General features: G+C 41.0%; 1 pseudogene. It reads left to right on the forward strand.

The window, feature by feature from the left end:
* Positions 1-249: pseudogene (locus ACG916_RS21685) on the forward strand (electron transfer flavoprotein-ubiquinone oxidoreductase); the annotation flags it as partial.

The raw sequence follows: 249 nt of genomic DNA on the forward strand, positions 1-249 counted from the left end.
CAATCCAAGCAGGTCATGAGAAAGGTGGCGATTTAGCGGTTGCGCGTGTCGCTGAAGGCGAAGACTTCTTTGCTAAAGAATTGACTGCATATACTGACAAATTCAACAACAGTTGGTTAAAAGAAGAGTTACATCGTTCACGTAACTTTGGACCAGCGATGCATAAATTCGGTTTATGGATGGGTGGTGCATTTAACTTTATCGATCAAAATATCTTTAAAGTGCCATTTACTCTACATGACCTTGCAC

This window comes from Acinetobacter legionensis (assembly GCF_048552295.1).
GTDB lineage: Bacteria > Pseudomonadota > Gammaproteobacteria > Pseudomonadales > Moraxellaceae > Acinetobacter.